Consider the following 15587-nt stretch of genomic DNA (forward strand, 5'->3'; position numbering starts at 1 on the left):
TCTTGGACGACCGCTTCTCGGGCGTTCGCTGCTTGGACGCGTCGCTCGGGGGGCTCTTCGGTGTTACGTGGCAATCTAGACGGGAGTGGCGGGCCGGGGGAAGCGGCCGGCTCCCCTGGCTTTGCGCGCTTGACCTGCGCCTTCGGTCTGCCGCGCTGCGCCGGGCGGGCTAGCGCGGGCCTAGCTCGAAGCGCAGCATTGCCGAGGCGCCGCCTTTGACCTCGCCGCCCGAGAGCGGCAATTCGCGGTTCATCTTCACATCCAGCGTCGTCTTCCACGGCGTATCGGGAGCGAGGCCGAGATCGGTGACGATCTGGAGCTGCGGGGTCAGCCGCGCCTCGGGCATGGCCTGGCTGGCGAAGGCGTAGCTGCTGGCGAGCGCGACCTCGGAGATCAGCGTGACCTTGTCGAACAGGGAGTGGCGATATCCCAGCATCGCATTGGCGTTGTGGCTGCCGCTGCCGGCCATGCCGAAATCGCCGCCGGTGGACAGGCGCCAGCGCAGCCCGTCGCCGGAGGTGGTGGAGCGCCGCGCCAGCGACCAGTCGAGGCGCGTATCCGTGCTCTGCCAGGATCCGCTCCCGCTGACGATCGTGGTCTCCAGCGAGAGAAGCTGCGGGCCGATCCTGAAGCCGACGGCTCGCTCGGTCGCGGCAGGAAGGCCGGGCGAAACCGTGCTGAGGCCCCTCCGGATCGTCGCGGTTTCGAGCTCGGGTCGGGCGAGCCCGGACCGTCGCGCCCGCTCGCGATAGGCGCCACTCTTGTCGAGCGTGGGCGCGATCAGGGTTGGGATCGCCAGGATGGAACCGGACTCATCCTCCTGTCCTTGCCAGAAGGGCGTGCTCGGCAGGTCGGCGAGCTCATAGGTGATCGCGACCCTGGCGCCGTCATCGACCGGCTTGGCAGCCGCAATCATGGGCGCGAGCAGGCAAAGGGGCGCGCAGAGCAGGCCGGTCCGGACAAAGGCGATGGAGAATCCGCTGGTCAAAGCATCGGGTCGTGGCGCGGTTGACGAAGCGAGCCCTTGTGCCGGCCGATCGTGCTCACAATGCGGCAGTGCAACATAAGATGGCTCGGCCCGGCCTGAGGGCGACCTGACCCGCACTCCGCGGACCGGCCCGCAGCTCTGCCCCAAAAGGCCGGCTTCCCCCTGCGGCCTTAACCCGCTAGGAAGCGCGCGAGCCTGCTGCGGCCCTCGAGCCGCAGTTCGGGACCGTTCCAGACTGGCCAGAAGCAGGGGTCGTAATCACATGAGCAAGATCAAGGTCGCCAACCCGGTCGTCGACATGGACGGCGACGAGATGACCCGCATCATCTGGCAGAAGATCAAGGACACGCTGATCTTCCCCTATCTCGATCTCGAACTCGACTATTACGACCTCTCGGTCGAGAACCGCGACAAGACCGACGATCAGGTCACCATCGACGCCGCCAACGCCACCAAGAAGCATGGCGTCGCGGTGAAGTGCGCGACGATCACGCCGGACGAGGCGCGCGTGAAGGAGTTCAACCTCAAGCAGATGTGGAAGTCGCCGAACGGCACGATCCGCAACATCCTCGGCGGCGTGATCTTCCGCGAGCCGATCATCTGCAAGAACGTGCCGCGCCTGGTGCCGGGCTGGACCCAGCCGATCGTCATCGGCCGCCATGCCTATGGCGACCAGTACCGCGCCACCGATTTCAAGTTCCCCGGCAAGGGCACGCTCTCGATCAAGTTCGTCGGCGAGGACGGCAATGTCATCGAGAAGGAGGTCTTCAAGGCCCCGGACGCCGGCGTTGCCATGGCGATGTACAATCTCGACGAGTCGATCCGCGACTTCGCCCGCGCCTCGCTGAACTACGGCCTGATGCGCAAGTACCCGGTCTATCTCTCGACCAAGAACACCATCCTCAAGACCTATGACGGGCGCTTCAAGGACATCTTCCAGGAGATCTACGAGGCCGAATTCAAGGCGGAGTTCGACAAGCTCGGCATCACCTATGAGCACCGCCTGATCGACGACATGGTCGCTTCGGCGATGAAGTGGTCGGGCGGCTATGTCTGGGCCTGCAAGAACTACGATGGCGACGTGCAGTCGGACACGGTGGCGCAGGGCTTCGGCTCGCTCGGCCTGATGACCTCGGTGCTGATGACGCCGGACGGCAAGACCGTCGAGGCCGAGGCCGCCCACGGCACGGTGACCCGCCATTATCGCGAGCACCAGAAGGGCAAGGAGACCTCGACCAACTCGATCGCCTCGATCTTCGCCTGGTCGCGTGGTCTCGCCCACCGCGCCAAGCTCGACAACAATGCCGAGCTGGCGAAGTTCGCGACCCTGCTCGAGAAGGTCACGGTCGACACGGTGGAAGCCGGCGACATGACCAAGGACCTCGCTCTGCTGGTCGGCCCCGACCAGAAGTTCCTCTCGACCACCGGCTTCCTCGACAAGGTCAGCGAGAACCTGCGCAAGGCGATGGCCGCCTAAGCGGTTCAGCCTCGACCGAAACACCGAAGCCCGGCCGCCTCGGCCGGGCTTCTTTCGTTTGTGCGATGGGGATTGGCGGCCGATGCCCTGCTGACGCGGACTGTCCCTGCGGCATGCATTCTTGCCTTCCGCAATGGAGGACAAGCCATGTCAGCGACGTCGACGATCCTGACCGGCGGCTGCCAGTGCGGTGCGGTGCGCTACCGTCTGAAAACGCCGCCGCATGAGGTTTCGGTCTGCTTCTGCCGGATGTGCCAGAAGGCGGCCGGCAGCTATTTCGGCGCCTTCGCCAGCTCGCGGATCGGCGAGGTCGAGTGGACGCGCGGCCGGCCGGCGATTTTCAACTCGTCGGAGGTCGCCGAACGCGGCTTCTGCCGCGATTGCGGCACGCCGCTCACTTTCAGCTATCCGAGCCTCGGCTCGCTCTCGGTCTCGGCCGGAAGCCTCGACGAGGCCGCCGCGTTCCAGCCGAGCCAGGCCTATGGTGTCGAGGGCAGGCCCCCCTGGTTCGACGAATTCTGCCGGCTGGAAGGCTCGCGCACCGAGGACGATATCGCGCCGGGTCTGCCGAAATTTCGTTCGCGGCAGCATCCCGACCACGACACATGAGCGGTGCCGCTCAGGCGGCGCGGTCCTCGGCGAGCGAGCGCAGATAGTGCTCGGCCTGCTGGTAATGGCGTTCCGCTTCGATGCGGTCGCCCGCCAGCGCCGCAGCCTGCGCCAGCGCGAGATAGCGCTCATAGGCCTGGCGCAGGGCGGCCGGGCCGAGATTGCCGCGCTGCGTCCGTAGGGCAGGGCGGGTCATGAGGGCAGGGCGTGTCATGGGGATTCTCGGGCGACGATCGGTCACCGTTGCCTCCTGTTAGCCGAGGATTTCCTCGACGATCTTGCGGAGCTCTTCCCGGCTCAGGCCACAGGGGTGCGGCTTCCAGTCGGGGGCAGCCCTCCGCGGCGTCATGGCGATCGTGGCGTTGTGCTGGGTCTGGCGGTTCTTGGTGTTGAGTTCAGTGTGCTTTTTCATTGGAATCCATAGCGTCGCTCGGCTGGGCCGGGCGTTGGTCAAGGTGGAAGGTCGAGCGCAGAAAGAGCGGCTCGCTGCATGAGGCAGCGATCAAACTTCGGGGCTTGCCGCGGCGAAAGGGCTCGTCTCTCGATTTCGAGGACTGGAGCCAGCCGAACTCTTCTGGTCGACGCATCATATCTAGCAACGCAATGTGGCAAATCAAGGTTCCCGGCATCATGCGGGAAAAACACCAGCTGCGGCGTCACTCGACAGTGATCTCCTGCCGGGCGAGCACGCGCGGCCCGCTGAGCGGGGCGTTCATGACATAGCGCAGCTCGTAGACCCCCGGCTCCGCCGGCGCCTCGAGCGTGTCCTCGACATTCTCGGCCGGGTAGAAGCTCGGTCCCTCGGCTTCGGCCGGCTCGCCGGGCTTCACCAGCACGACCCGGTCGCGATCGCCATTGGGGCCGATGCCGCGAATGGGAAGGGCTTGCGAGCGCCCGACGCGGCGGGGCGCGGCGAGCGTCGCCTCGGGAGTCGTCGTGGTCAGCGTCTGGCGCAGCAGGATCACCGGCTTGCCCTCCGTCTCGGCGAGCAGGCGCAATTCGAAGCTGCCGACTTCGCCGGGCGCGGGCAGGGCCAGCACCGAGGCGGAGCCGAGCGGGGCGGCGACGATGGCCGATTCCGGCGGGTCGCCCGGCCGCGCAATGGCGAGGCGGGCACCGGCCGGGGCGCGGCTGACGAAGGTGCTCGCCATCGCGCCCGCCATCAGCGAGCGCGGAGCCGACAAGGCCGGCCCCTGAACCGGGCGGCCCGGCTTCGGAGGCTGGGCGAAAGCGGGCCCGGCGAGCCCGGCCAGGGCCAGCAGCACGTGTCGGCGGTGCAGAATCATGGCGCGAGGCGGTGCAGATGCGCGGCGAGGTCCGGATAGCGGCTGGTCAGCGCCCGGAAATCGATGGGGTCGAGCACCAGGAGCTTGCTCGGCACCTTGGCGCGCGCGGCGAGCCCGCCGCGCCCGGCTTTGGAATCCAGCGGCAATTCGCCGAAATGGCAGCCTTCCTCCAAGGTCTCGCTCGCCTCCTCGCGCATGATCTCGACTTCGCCGCTGGCGACGAAATAGAGTGCCTGCGCCGGTTCCTCGGGCCGCAGGATGACGGCGCCGCCGCGCACGCTCTGCGCCCGCAGGACCCGCATGATCTCGGCGATCTCGGCGGCATTGAGGCCGCTGAACAGTGGCACCCTCGCGATCATGCTCCAGGTCACCACGAATTCGCGGCGATGGATCTCCTGGGCGAAGGCGGTGGCGATGATACCGACCGGCAAGGCGAGCATGACGAGCCCCATGATCGCCGTGATGGAGGCGACGACCTTGCCGAGCGGGCTCGTCGGAAAGACGTCGCCATAGCCGACGGTAGTCAGGGTGATGATCGCCCACCACATCGCGTCGGGGATGGTGGCGAATTTCTCCGGCTGGACGTCGTGCTCGGCGAAATGCATCGCGGTCGCCGCCAGCAGCATGACGCCGATCAGGATGACGAGGCAGGCGAACAGCGCCTTGCGCTCGGCGGTCAGGGCGGCGGCGAGGGAGGTCATGCCCGGCGAGTAGCGGCCGAGCTTGAAGAAGCGCAGCAGCCTGAACAGCAGCAGGATCTTGAGGTCGTTATAGCCGAGAAGCGCGGTGTAGAGCGGCACGGTCGCCAGGAAATCGACGATGGCCGGGGCCGAGAGCGCATAGGCGCGCCGGGCCGCATTGTCGCTGAGGCCGCGATAGCGGGCGTGCTCGGGCGCGGTCCACAGCCGCAGACCGTATTCGAGGGTGAAGATCACGACCGAGACGAGCTCGATCGCAAAGAACAGCCTGCCATGGGCCGCCGCAAGGCTCGGCACCGATTCGAGCACCAGCGCCGCGACATTGACGATGATCAGCAGGACGAGCCCGCCATGCACCAGCCGGACCGACAGATCGTCGCCGGCCCCGCGGTCGATGATCAGATGCGCCCACCGCCGCCAGCTCATGCCGGGCTGCGGGGTGGGCGCCATGACGGCCTCAGCCCATCGCGGCGGCGACGGCTTCGAGCGCCGCCTGCGCCTGGGCCCCGTCCGGGCCGCCGGCCTGGGCCATGTCGCGGCGGCCGCCGCCGCCCTTGCCGCCCAGCGCTTCCGAAGCGGAGCGGACGAGCGCGACCGCGTCGAAGCGTTCGGTCAGGTCGGGCGTGACGCCGACCACGACGCCGGCCTTGCCGTCCTCGGCGACGCCGACGATCGCGACGACGCCGGAGCCGAGCCGGGTCTTGGCTTCGTCGACCAGGCTCTTCAGGTCCTTCATCTCGACGCCGGTGACGGCGCGGGCGAGCAGCTTGGTACCAGCGACCTCGCGGGCCGGATCCTGGGCCTCGCCGCCGCCACCCATGGCGAGCTTCTTGCGGGCCTCGGTGAGTTCGCGCTCGAGCTTGCGGCGCTCCTCGATCAGGGCGGCGAGCCGCGCTTCCGCCTCGCCCGCCGGCACTTTCAGCAGGCCGGCGAGATCGCGCAGGCGGCGGGAATCGGCGTTGAGCTGGCGGCGGGCGCCGGTGCCGGTCATCGCCTCGAGCCGGCGGACGCCGGCCGCGACCGCGCCTTCGCCGGTGACGCTGACCAGGCCGATATCGCCGGTGCGGGCGGCATGGGTGCCGCCGCAGAGCTCGACCGAATAGGCCTTGCCATCCTCATTGGTACCCATCGAGACGACGCGGACCTCGTCGCCATATTTCTCGCCGAAAAGCGCGCGGGCGCCCGAGGCGATCGCCTCGTCGACACTCATCAGGCGCGTCGTCACCGGCTCGTTGCGCAGCACGATCGCGTTGGCGAGCTCCTCGACCCGGGCGAGCTCCTCCTCGGAGATCGGCTTGGGGTGCGAGAAGTCGAAGCGCAGCCGGTCGGCCGAGACCAGCGAGCCCTTCTGGGCGACATGGTCGCCGAGCACGAGACGCAAGGCCTCGTGCAGCAGATGCGTCGCCGAATGGTTGGCGCGGATCGCGGTGCGGCGGGCATGGTCGACGGTCAGCTCGGCGGGGGCGCCGAGCCTGATCTCGCCTGAGGTGACCTTGACCGCATGGGCGAAGACCTCGCCCAGCTTCTTCTGGACGTCGGAGACCTCGGCGCTGAAGCCGGGGCCGGAGATCGTGCCGGTATCGCCGACCTGGCCGCCGGACTCGCCGTAGAACGGGGTCTGGTTCAGGACGGCGAGGCCGCTCTCGCCGGCCTTCAACACTTCGACCTCGGCATTGTCGCGGACCAGGGCCGTGACCACGCCTTCGGCGCTCTCGGTGTCGTAGCCGAGGAATTCGGTGGCGCCGATGCGCTCGCGCAGCGGGAACCAGAGCTTTTCGGTCGCGGCCTCGCCGGTGCCGGCCCAGGCGGCGCGGGCCTTGGCCTTCTGCTGCTGCATGGCGGCGTCGAAGCCCTCGACATCGACGCCGACGCCGCGGGCGCGCAGGGCGTCCTGCGTCAGGTCGAGCGGGAAGCCATAGGTGTCGTAGAGGGTGAAGGCGACGTCGCCACGCAGCTTGTCGCCGGAGCCGAGCCCTTGCGATTCCTGGTCGAGGATCGAGAGGCCGCGCGCCAGAGTGGTGCGGAAACGGCTCTCCTCGAGCTTCAGCGTCTCGGTGATCAGCGCCTCGGCGCGGACCAGCTCGGGATAGGCGCGACCCATTTCGCGGGTCAGCACCGGCACCAGCTTGTGCAGCAGCGGCTCCTTGGCACCGAGCAGCTGCGCATGGCGCATGCCGCGGCGCATGATCCGGCGCAGCACATAGCCGCGACCTTCGTTCGAAGGCAGCACGCCATCGGCGATCAGGAAGGCCGAGCAGCGCAGATGGTCGGCGATGACGCGGTGGCTGGCCGCCATCGGCCCGTCGGAGGGGACGTTGGTCAGATCGGCGACGGCCCGGATCAGGGCGGCGAAGAGATCGATCGCGTAATTGTCATGCGTGCCCTGGAGCACGGCGGCGATGCGCTCCAGTCCCATGCCGGTGTCGATCGAGGGCCGGGGCAGGTTGGTCCTGATGCCGCCGGCAGCCTCCTCGTACTGCATGAAAACGAGGTTCCAGATCTCGATGAAGCGGTCGCCATCCTCGTCGGGCGAGCCCGGAGGGCCGCCGGGAATATGATCGCCATGGTCGTAGAAAATCTCGGAACAAGGTCCGCAGGGGCCGGTGTCGCCCATGCGCCAGAAATTGTCGGAGGTCGAAATCCGGATGATCCGGGAGTCCGGCAGGCCGGCGATCTTCTTCCAGAGCCCGTGCGCCTCGTCGTCTTCGGAGTAGACGGTGACCGTCAGCTTCTCCTTGGGCAGGCCGAATTCGCGCGTGACCAGGGTCCAGGCGTGGTTGATCGCCTGTTCCTTGAAATAGTCGCCGAAGGAGAAGTTCCCCAGCATCTCGAAGAAGGTGTGATGGCGGGCGGTGTAGCCGACATTGTCGAGATCGTTGTGCTTGCCACCGGCGCGCACGCATTTCTGCGCCGTGGTGGCGCGGACATAGGGACGCTTCTCCTGGCCGGTGAAGACGTTCTTGAACTGCACCATGCCGGAATTGGCGAACATCAGCGTCGGGTCGTTGCGCGGCACGAGCGGGCTCGACGGCACGACCTCATGGCCCTGGCCCTTGAAGTAGTCGAGGAAGGTCGACCGGATCTCGTTGACGCCGCTCATCGCAATCTTGGCTCTGGTTCTCTGGCAAGGGGCCGGCGCAGCCGGAAAGGGTGAGAGGTTCTAGTCAGCACCGCCGCTACTGTCCAGAAACGCCAGCTCCGGCAATGCCCCCGACAAGGGGGTGGAGTCAAAAAGAAACGGACGGCTCGCGCCGCCCGTCTCGTATCGTTCCGATCAACGCGTCGGAGCAGGGGCCTGCTCAGGCCTCGCCCTCGTCGAGATCCTCGGCCGTCGGATCGGCCTGATCGAGGATACGGTCGGCGACGAGGCCGGAATTCTGCCGGATGGTGGCTTCGATCCTGCCGGCCACGTCCGGATTGGCCTTGAGGAAGGACTTGGCGTTCTCGCGGCCCTGACCGAGGCGCTGGCTGTCGAAGGAGAACCAGGAGCCCGATTTCTCGACCATGCCGGCCTTGACGCCGAGATCGATCAGCTCGCCGACCTTCGAGATGCCCTCGCCGAACATGATGTCGAACTCGACCTGCTTGAAGGGCGGTGCGACCTTGTTCTTGACGACCTTGACGCGGACCTGGTTTCCGGTCGCCTCGTCGCGCTCCTTCAGGGTCGAGACGCGGCGGATGTCGAGGCGGACCGAGGCATAGAATTTCAGGGCATTGCCGCCGGTGGTGGTCTCCGGCGAGCCGTACATCACGCCGATCTTCATGCGGATCTGGTTGATGAAGATGACCATGCAGTTCGAGCGCGAGATCGACGCCGTCAGCTTGCGCAGCGCCTGGCTCATCAGGCGGGCCTGGAGGCCGGGCTGGACGTCGCCCATCTCGCCCTCGATCTCGGCGCGCGGCGTCAGCGCGGCGACCGAGTCGACCACGAGCACGTCGATGGCGCCGGAGCGGACGAGCGTGTCGGTGATCTCGAGCGCCTGCTCGCCGGTGTCCGGCTGCGAGATCAGGAGATCGTCGAGATTGACGCCGAGCTTGCGGGCATAGACCGGGTCGAGCGCGTGCTCGGCATCGACGAAGGCACAGACGCCGCCCTTCTTCTGGGCTTCGGCGATGGTGTGCAAAGCGAGCGTGGTCTTGCCGGAGGATTCCGGCCCGTAGATTTCGATGACGCGGCCCTTGGGCAGGCCGCCGACGCCGAGCGCGATGTCGAGACCCAGCGAGCCGGTCGAAATGGTCTCGATCTCGATTGCCTGCTGGTTCTTGCCCAGGCGCATGATCGAGCCCTTGCCGAACGCCCGTTCGATCTGCGAGAGCGCCGCGTCGAGCGCCTTGGCCTTGTCCATCGAAGAGCCTTCCACGAGCTTGAGATTCGCCTGATTCACGACGTGCGCTCCTTATGGCAGGGGCGCGGGGACATCTCAATCGCGCCGATCAGCGACTATGGTCACTGTTTGTTCTTATGCGCAAGTTCTTTTTTTGTTCCTGTCGAATTGTGCCGGCAGGCCTGTTCGGGAGCGCGTTGCGACGTGAAAAGCCGGCGCGGGCCGGCGCGCCGGGCAGGCTCGCCGGTGCAGGATGCATCGTGCCGTTCGTTCCGGGGTGCCGCGCTAGTCGCCCGTGGGGGCGCCGAGAAGATAATCCTTCTGCAGGGCTTGATCCGATGACGGGTAGAGCGTCTGGCACTCGGAGTAATAGAAGGACTTTGGCGCGCGATTGACCGGATCGGCGCAGATCGAGGCCAGTTGCGCCTGCCGCGACTGCGAAGTCTGGCAGCCTGCCAGGACGGAAGCTGTGAGCAGGGCCAGGCCCAGGAGCGAAAGCGTCTTCATCTCGTTGTCCCCTTTGGAACGGAGCGAGCCGCAGGCTCGGAACAGGGCGCAGCGACCGGGAGTGATCGTGCAACCGAGCCGTGCCGATCTTGCTATCACAACCCGCGGGACAAGACCTGGGCAATTCCGGCCATTTGCGTCGGCCAATTGGGGAAATCCGGTTCCCAGCGTCGCGGGCCTCCTCTAGGACGACAGCATCCGGCCAGTAGAGCTCGCCCGCCGATGCGCACCCGTCTCTTTCGTCTCCTGCTCGTCCCGGTCGATCTCGTCGTCGCCCTCGTCATCGTGCTCGACGAGCTGGCGCGGCCGCTCTACCGGCCGCTTCTGGCCTGGTTCGGCGCGTTCCGGATCGTCGCCCGGATCGAGGCGGCGATCGGTCGCCTGCCGCCCTATGGCGTGCTCGCCCTGCTGGCTGTGCCTTTTGCCGTGGCAGAGCCGCTGAAGCTGCTCTCGCTCGTCTTGCTGGCGCGCGGCGCCTGGTTCGGCGGCATCGTGCTGATGGCGATCGGCCATCTGACGAGCTTCCTGCTGGTCGAGCGCATCTACCATGCCGGGCGCGCGCAATTGCTGACAATCGGCTGGTTCGCGCGCTGCATGGCCTGGCTGGATCGGATCCGGGAGGTCGTCGTCGAGCGGGTCAAGGCGTCGGCCGCCTGGCGCCGGGCGGCAGCGCTGGTGCGCGCCGTTCGGGAGCGGGGGCGCGCCTGGCTGGCATGGCTGTCGGGCCGGCGACAGCGGGACCGCAATTCGGGCTGAGGCGAGGGTGGGCGCTAGCCTGCGGGCCTCTCGGGATGCTCTGGCCCGGTCTGCGCCGGCGGCTTCTGCCAGGCCGCGCCGAGGCGCTCCAGTTCCAGTGCGTAGCAGTAGATCGCGAAGAGCATGGTGAAGACCAGGATGCAGCGCCAGAGCAGGCCGGCGTCGAGGCTGAGCTGCTGGATGGCGGGCAGCTGGCGCAGGAAATAGATCGAGAACAGGGCGCCGCCGAAAATCGAGGTGAGGCGGCCGGCAAAGGCGAGGAGATGGCCGAGCACCGGGCTGTAGATGCCGTCCGGCAGCGGCACATGCCGCAGGCGCGTCCAGTAGCAGCCCTGGCCGATCAGGATGGCGATGACGACCTGCAGCAGGATCGGGGCGGGCAGGCCGTGCAGCTCGCCGGGCTTCTCGGTGACGATCCGGAAGGCCATGTGGATGTAGAACAGCAGCAGCGCGGCGCAGATGGTCTGCAGCAGGAGCAGGATGCCATAGGCGGAGCGTGGCCGTGCGGTCATGGCGGCAGGTTAGTTGCTGGCCGGGAGGCGATCAAACGGCGAGGTCGCGCAAGGCCGAGCCTGCCAAGGCTGCGGCAGCGCGCCCGGCGGCCTCGACATAAGCCGGATCGCGATGGATCAGCATGATTGCGAAGGCGCCGTCCATCAGCAGCACGATCTGGCGCGCCAGTTCCCCGGGGGCAGTAATGCCATGGGCCGCGCAGGCGCCGGCAAGCCAGTTTTCGAAGCCGGCCTTGTGGCGGGCGCCGATCTTGATGGCGGGATGGCCGGGCAGGGCGGCGAGTTCGGCGGCGGTGCGCAGGAAGCCGCAGCCCTTCCAGCGCGGATTGCCCGCGGCGCGCGCGAGATTCTGGAAGATCGCCTCGACCTTCTCCGACAGCCCACCGTCAGTGGCTTCGAACCAGCCGGCCATCAGCTTGAGATTGGGCTGGTCTCGCGCTTCGAGATAGGCGGCGACGAGCTCGTCCTTGCTCTCGAAATGGTAGTAGAGCGTGCGCTTGGTCAGCCCCGCCTTCTCGGCGACCGCATCGACGCTGACCGCGCGGATACCCTCGGCATAGAAGAGCTTGCTCGCGGCGTCGACGATGCGCTTGCGCGTCGGGCTTTCAGGTTCGGTCATGTCGCCATGTATACCGTATAGGTAGTATACGTAAATGGCGTAGCGAGGCAGCGTGGCGTCACCCAAAACCGCTGGAGCCCGCCATGTCCGAGATCGACCCTGTCCTCATGCAATGCCGGGAGGGCATCGCGACGCTGACGCTCAACCGCCCCGCCAAACTGAATGCGCTGAACTATGCGCTGATCGACCGCCTGCTCCTGCTGCTGGACCGGATCGAGACCGATCCTGCCATCCGCGCGGTGATCCTGACCGGGTCGGGCGAGCGCGCCTTCTCGGCCGGCGGCGACATCGCCGAATTCTCGCGCAGCGTCGCGGCTGGGCCCGATTATGCGGTGCGGGATTTCGTGCGCCGCGGCCAGGCCCTGACGGCGCGGATTGAGGCCTTCCCGAAGCCGGTGATCGCCGCGGTCAACGGGCTCGCCTATGGCGGTGGCTGCGAGGTCACGGAGGCGGCTCATCTCGCGATCGCGAGCGAGCGTGCGATCTTCGCCAAGCCGGAGATCAATCTCGGAATGTCGCCGACCTTCGGTGGCACGCAGCGCCTGCCGCGCCTTGCCGGGCGCAAGCGGGCGCTGGAGTTGTTGCTGACCGGCGACCCGTTCACACCGGAGCGGGCGCTGGAGATGGGGCTGATCAATCAGATCGTCCCGCATGATGAGCTGCTGCCGGCGGCAAGGGCATTGGCCCAGCGGATCATGCGGCATTCGCCGCTTGCGGCTGCCAGCATTCTGACGGCGGTGACGCGGGGCCTGAACGCCAGCATCGGCGAGGGCTTGCTGATCGAGAGCGAGCAGTTCGCCCGGATGGCGCCGACCTTCGACCTGCGCGAGGGGCTCGATGCTTGGCTGGCGCGGCGCGCACCGAGCTATGCCGGCGCCTGGTCGCGTGCTGCGGCGGCGGAGTGAGGGAGGTGCCGATGCAAACCTTCACCAGCTTCACCCGCGACGCCTTCGCGGCGTTCCGCGCTGCCGCTCGTCCTGGTCCGGTGCAGATGCTCAACCTGATCCGCCTGCATGAGCGAGCGCAGTATCCCGACGAGCGGGAGGCGAGCGGTACCGACGCCTTCGCAGCCTATGGCCGGATCAGCGCGCCGGTGCTGGCCGGGCTCGGCGGCCGCATCCTCTGGCGCGGCGATTTCGAACAGGCGCTGATCGGTCCGGACGGCCAGCGCTGGGATGTCTGCTTTATCGCGGAATATCCGAGCGTCGAGGCGTTCGCCGCCTTGTTCCGCGATCCGACCTATCGCAAGGCGATGGCGCATCGGCAGGCGGCCGTGCGTGATTGTCGGCTGCTGCGCTTCGGCGCGGCCGAGGCCGGGGCGGGCTTCGCCGGGTAGGCGACGCACCGGGGCACGACCGAGGCCATCAACGAATTAGTCGGCATTCTCCACGATAACGCCTCGGGCAAGCGCGGAGCCCGAGGGACTGTCATGAAGATCGCGATCGTCGGCACCGGCTTCGTCGCCGACTACTATATGACCACCCTCGCCAATCATCCCGGGCTGGTGCTCGCCGGCGCCTGGGATCGCGATGCCGCGCGGCTCCGGGCGTTCTGCGCCTTCCACGGCGTTTCCGCCTATGCCGATCTGGAGGCGCTGCTCGGCGACCCCGCGGTCGGGATCGTCGTTAATCTGACGACGCCGGAAAGCCATTACGAGATTTCCAGCCGCGCGCTCGCCGCCGGCAAGCATGTCTATGGCGAAAAGCCGTTGGCGATGGATTTCGCCCAGGCGCAGGAACTGGTCGCGCTGGCGCGGCAGCGCCGCCTGACGCTCGCTGCCGCACCGGCCAACGGGCTCAGCGATGCGCATCGGCTGGTGGCGCAGGTCCTGGGCGACGGCAGAATCGGCAGGCCACGCCTGGTCTATGCGGCGATGGAGGACGGGCCGGTCTTTCGCGACAAATGGGCGAGCTGGCGCTCGCGCTCCGGAGCGGTCTGGCCGGGGCTGCACGAATTCGAGGTCGGCTGCGCGCTCGAGCATGCCGGTTACGCCCTGTCCTGGCTGGTCTCGCTGTTCGGTCCGGTCGAGAGCGTCACCGCCTTCGCGGCGCTGACCTTCCCGGACAAGGGGCCCGGTACGGAAGCGCTTGCGCTGGCGCCGGACTTTTCCGTCGGCTGCCTGCAGTTCCGCTCGGGCGTGGTGGCTCGGCTGAGCTCCGGCCTGGCGGCACCGCGCGATCGCTCCTTGCAGGTCTTCGGCGATGGCGGCTCGCTCACCGTGCGCGACCTCTGGGACAATTGCTCGGCCGTGCATCTGGAGGAGGTCGGCGCGCCGCGCCCACTGCTCGGCCGTGTCCTCGGCCAGATCGAGGCCCGGCTCGGCAGCGCGCTGCCCTGGAAGCCGACGCCGGGCCGGCGCCTTGCCTATCCTGCCGCGAGCAAGCGGACGCTGCCGGCTTTCCCCTCGCAGATCGATTTCGCAGGCGGGATCGCGGCCCAGGCCGAAGCGATCGCGGCGGGGCGGGAGCCGGTCTTCTCCGGGGGGCTGGCATTGCACATCACCGAGCTGGCGCTGGCGCTGAACGGAGCGCGCGCGCTGCCGCAGCCCTATCTCATGCGAAGCTCGTTCTAGCGCGCCGCGGTGGCCGGAGGCTGCGCCAGGACCGCTTCGATCATGCCCAGCACGGCGGCGCTTTCGGCGAGCGGCATGGTTTCGCAGCTCGTCGCGCCGGCCCGGATCGCGGCCATCACGGCCTGCGCCTGGAACTGCAAGCCATTGCCGGGGAAGGGGAAGCTTTCACGCCGCACGCCCGGCAGAGGGAGTCGGGCGAGCAGCTTGCGGAGGAGGGCGGGGCCCTCTCGTTCGGGCCATGGCGTAGCAAGGGCGCCGGATGCGAAATGCGTCAGGCGCTGGGCCTTGAGGAAAGGCGCCTCGATCCGCAGCGCGCCGTCGCTGCCTTCGACCAGCAGCAGATTGGCGCCGTCGCGGTCGAAGCCGCAGGAGAGCTCGGCCGTCGCCCCGGGATAGTGCAGGACGAACTCGCTGCGCAGGTCGACGCCGCTCGCCGCGGCGCGCCAGCGCCCTTCGACGCGTTCCGGCCGGCCGAGCAGATGCAGGGCGATAGAGAGCGGGTAGACGCCGAGATCGAGCGCGGCGCCGCCACCCAATGCGGGCTCGAAGAAGCGGCTGCCGGGCTCCTGCGGATGGACATAGGAGAGATCGGCGCGCAGTCGCCGGATCTCGCCGATCCGGCCGGTGGCAAGCCGGCTCCGCAACGCCGTGACGGCCGGCAGGAAGCGGCTCCACAGTGCCTCCATGGCGAAGACGCCGCGTGCCGCGGCCGCTGCCGCGATCGCCTCGGCATCGGCGCAGGTGAGGGCGAGCGGCTTCTCGATCAGCACCGGCTTGCCGGCGGCGATGGCGGCGAGCGCCTGGGGCGCGTGCAGATGGTTCGGCGTCGCGATGTAGACCGCCTCGAGCGCGGGATCGGCGAGGAAGGCTTCGAGGTCGTCATGGGCCGCGCCGCCGCCGAAGCGGCTGGCGAAGCTCCTGGCCTTGTCGAGCCGGCGCGAATGGACCGCGCCGATGCGGGCGCCGGGGACCAAGGCGAGATCGGCGGCGAAGAGCGCGGCGATCGCGCCCGTGCCGATGATGCCCCAGGTGAAGGGGGAGGCCGGCGACACTGCCCGGTCCATGCTGCCTCGTGCTCCCATGGGGCAGGCCAGGGGCGTCGCTGCCGACCGGCGACGCCGCGGGCCCCGGGGGAGCGGCGATCGGCCGGTTTTCGGCTACAGGCTCTTAAGGTTGCGTGTCCATAGTCGGGGCGGCCGCGCAGGGCGGCCGGACGAGCCCGGTCGGCGGGTTCGCAT

General features: G+C 68.2%; 17 protein-coding genes. 6 read left to right on the top strand and 11 right to left on the bottom strand.

The genetic code is table 11. The features are described 5' to 3' along the window. Positions 1-169: 169 nt before the first annotated feature. Entirely contained in the window at positions 170-916 is a 747-nt protein-coding gene (locus AC3RCC_RS11780) for a hypothetical protein (RefSeq protein WP_492258511.1), read from the bottom strand. A 334-nt stretch (positions 917-1250) separates the two neighbouring features. On the opposite strand from AC3RCC_RS11780, the gene AC3RCC_RS11785 reads away from it, so the two are divergent. Together AC3RCC_RS11785 and AC3RCC_RS11790 are read left to right on the top strand one after the other, a co-directional pair. Further along, complete coding sequence (locus tag AC3RCC_RS11785; protein ID WP_291634354.1) at positions 1251-2465, top strand: NADP-dependent isocitrate dehydrogenase; 1215 nt, start codon at positions 1251-1253, stop codon at positions 2463-2465. A 147-nt stretch (positions 2466-2612) separates the two neighbouring features. Next, on the top strand, positions 2613-3074 hold the full coding sequence (locus tag AC3RCC_RS11790; RefSeq protein WP_492258512.1) for a GFA family protein: 462 nt from the start codon (positions 2613-2615) through the stop codon (positions 3072-3074). A gap of 10 nt (positions 3075-3084) precedes the next feature. Here AC3RCC_RS11790 and AC3RCC_RS11795 read toward each other — a convergent pair whose 3' ends face one another. From AC3RCC_RS11795 to AC3RCC_RS11825, 7 genes are all read right to left on the bottom strand, one after another. After that, the gene (locus tag AC3RCC_RS11795; protein WP_492258513.1) at positions 3085-3288 is read right to left on the bottom strand and encodes a DUF4167 domain-containing protein; all 204 of its coding nucleotides are present in this window, start codon (positions 3286-3288) and stop codon (positions 3085-3087) included. 39 nt (positions 3289-3327) lie between these two features. After that, the gene (locus AC3RCC_RS11800; RefSeq protein ID WP_492258514.1) at positions 3328-3486 is read right to left on the bottom strand and encodes a hypothetical protein; all 159 of its coding nucleotides are present in this window, start codon (positions 3484-3486) and stop codon (positions 3328-3330) included. Positions 3487-3730: 244 nt separating this feature from the next. Continuing rightward, complete coding sequence (locus AC3RCC_RS11805) at positions 3731-4360, bottom strand: hypothetical protein (RefSeq protein WP_492258515.1); 630 nt, start codon at positions 4358-4360, stop codon at positions 3731-3733. Further along, positions 4357-5508: a cyclic nucleotide-gated ion channel gene (locus AC3RCC_RS11810; RefSeq protein WP_291634368.1), complete on the bottom strand. Its 1152-nt coding sequence runs from the start codon at positions 5506-5508 to the stop codon at positions 4357-4359. Before AC3RCC_RS11810 ends, AC3RCC_RS11805 begins: the two co-directional genes overlap by 4 nt. Positions 5509-5515: 7 nt before the next feature. Continuing rightward, positions 5516-8158: an alanine--tRNA ligase gene (gene alaS, locus AC3RCC_RS11815; protein WP_492258516.1), complete on the bottom strand. Its 2643-nt coding sequence runs from the start codon at positions 8156-8158 to the stop codon at positions 5516-5518. Between the two features lie 199 nt (positions 8159-8357). Then, on the bottom strand, positions 8358-9443 hold the full coding sequence (gene recA, locus AC3RCC_RS11820; protein ID WP_291634372.1) for a recombinase RecA: 1086 nt from the start codon (positions 9441-9443) through the stop codon (positions 8358-8360). 225 nt (positions 9444-9668) lie between these two features. Further along, positions 9669-9890 carry a hypothetical protein gene (locus tag AC3RCC_RS11825; protein WP_291634374.1) on the bottom strand — a complete coding sequence of 74 codons (222 nt, stop codon included), beginning with the start codon at positions 9888-9890 and terminating at the stop codon, positions 9669-9671. 222 nt (positions 9891-10112) lie between these two features. On the opposite strand from AC3RCC_RS11825, the gene AC3RCC_RS11830 reads away from it, so the two are divergent. Beyond that, positions 10113-10646, top strand: coding sequence for a hypothetical protein (locus tag AC3RCC_RS11830; protein WP_492258517.1), 534 nt, complete (start codon positions 10113-10115; stop codon positions 10644-10646). Between the two features lie 14 nt (positions 10647-10660). Here the strand turns inward: AC3RCC_RS11830 and AC3RCC_RS11835 are convergent, their stop codons facing one another. Both AC3RCC_RS11835 and AC3RCC_RS11840 read right to left on the bottom strand, forming a co-directional pair. Beyond that, complete coding sequence (locus AC3RCC_RS11835) at positions 10661-11158, bottom strand: hypothetical protein (RefSeq protein ID WP_492258518.1); 498 nt, start codon at positions 11156-11158, stop codon at positions 10661-10663. A gap of 31 nt (positions 11159-11189) precedes the next feature. After that, entirely contained in the window at positions 11190-11777 is a 588-nt protein-coding gene (locus AC3RCC_RS11840) for a TetR/AcrR family transcriptional regulator (RefSeq protein ID WP_492258519.1), read from the bottom strand. An 83-nt stretch (positions 11778-11860) separates the two neighbouring features. Between AC3RCC_RS11840 and AC3RCC_RS11845 the strand changes: the two genes are divergently transcribed. The 3 genes from AC3RCC_RS11845 to AC3RCC_RS11855 all read left to right on the top strand — a co-directional run bounded on the left by AC3RCC_RS11845 (position 11861) and on the right by AC3RCC_RS11855 (position 14349). Continuing rightward, positions 11861-12682: a crotonase/enoyl-CoA hydratase family protein gene (locus tag AC3RCC_RS11845; RefSeq protein ID WP_492258520.1), complete on the top strand. Its 822-nt coding sequence runs from the start codon at positions 11861-11863 to the stop codon at positions 12680-12682. An 11-nt stretch (positions 12683-12693) separates the two neighbouring features. Then, positions 12694-13113: a DUF1330 domain-containing protein gene (locus AC3RCC_RS11850; protein ID WP_492258521.1), complete on the top strand. Its 420-nt coding sequence runs from the start codon at positions 12694-12696 to the stop codon at positions 13111-13113. Positions 13114-13206: 93 nt separating this feature from the next. Continuing rightward, positions 13207-14349: a Gfo/Idh/MocA family protein gene (locus tag AC3RCC_RS11855; protein ID WP_492258522.1), complete on the top strand. Its 1143-nt coding sequence runs from the start codon at positions 13207-13209 to the stop codon at positions 14347-14349. On the opposite strand, the gene AC3RCC_RS11860 is transcribed toward AC3RCC_RS11855, so the two are convergent. Next, entirely contained in the window at positions 14346-15413 is a 1068-nt protein-coding gene (locus AC3RCC_RS11860) for a Gfo/Idh/MocA family protein (protein WP_492258523.1), read from the bottom strand. The two genes, AC3RCC_RS11855 and AC3RCC_RS11860, sit on opposite strands and share 4 nt — an antisense overlap. Positions 15414-15587: the final 174 nt, after the last annotated feature.

Source organism: Allobosea sp. GW823-FHT01F03 (assembly GCF_058798075.1).